This window comes from Veillonella sp. VA142 (genome assembly GCF_003992135.1).
Taxonomy (GTDB): Bacteria; Bacillota; Negativicutes; order Veillonellales; family Veillonellaceae; genus F0422.
In genome coordinates this window covers 1-239 of sequence record NZ_RQVN01000066.1, presented here as the reverse complement: position 1 = coordinate 239, position 239 = coordinate 1, and the positions used below count along the sequence as shown (strand labels likewise).

The following is a 239-nucleotide window of genomic DNA, read 5'->3' as shown; positions in this document are numbered from 1 at the left end:
GTAGGCCTAAGTGGACTTGAACCACCGACCTCACGCTTATCAGGCGTGCGCTCTAACCAGCTGAGCTATAGGCCTACATATGAGAGATAATCTCTCAAAACTGAACAATTAAGGTTGGATACAGCTAGCGCATATGCTACGTCTATCCATTACACCAAAGTGTCGACCTAGTGTGACATCTAGCATCTTGTGCTAGTGTATGTCTCCCTAGAAAGGAGGTGATCCAGCCGCACCTTCCG

At 48.1% G+C, this 239-nt stretch carries 1 tRNA gene; it reads right to left on the bottom strand.

Going from position 1 to position 239, the window contains the following annotated elements:
• Position 1: 1 nt before the first annotated feature.
• Positions 2-75: transfer RNA gene (locus EO117_RS09130), tRNA-Ile, on the bottom strand.
• Between the last annotated feature and the right edge of the window lie 164 nt (positions 76-239).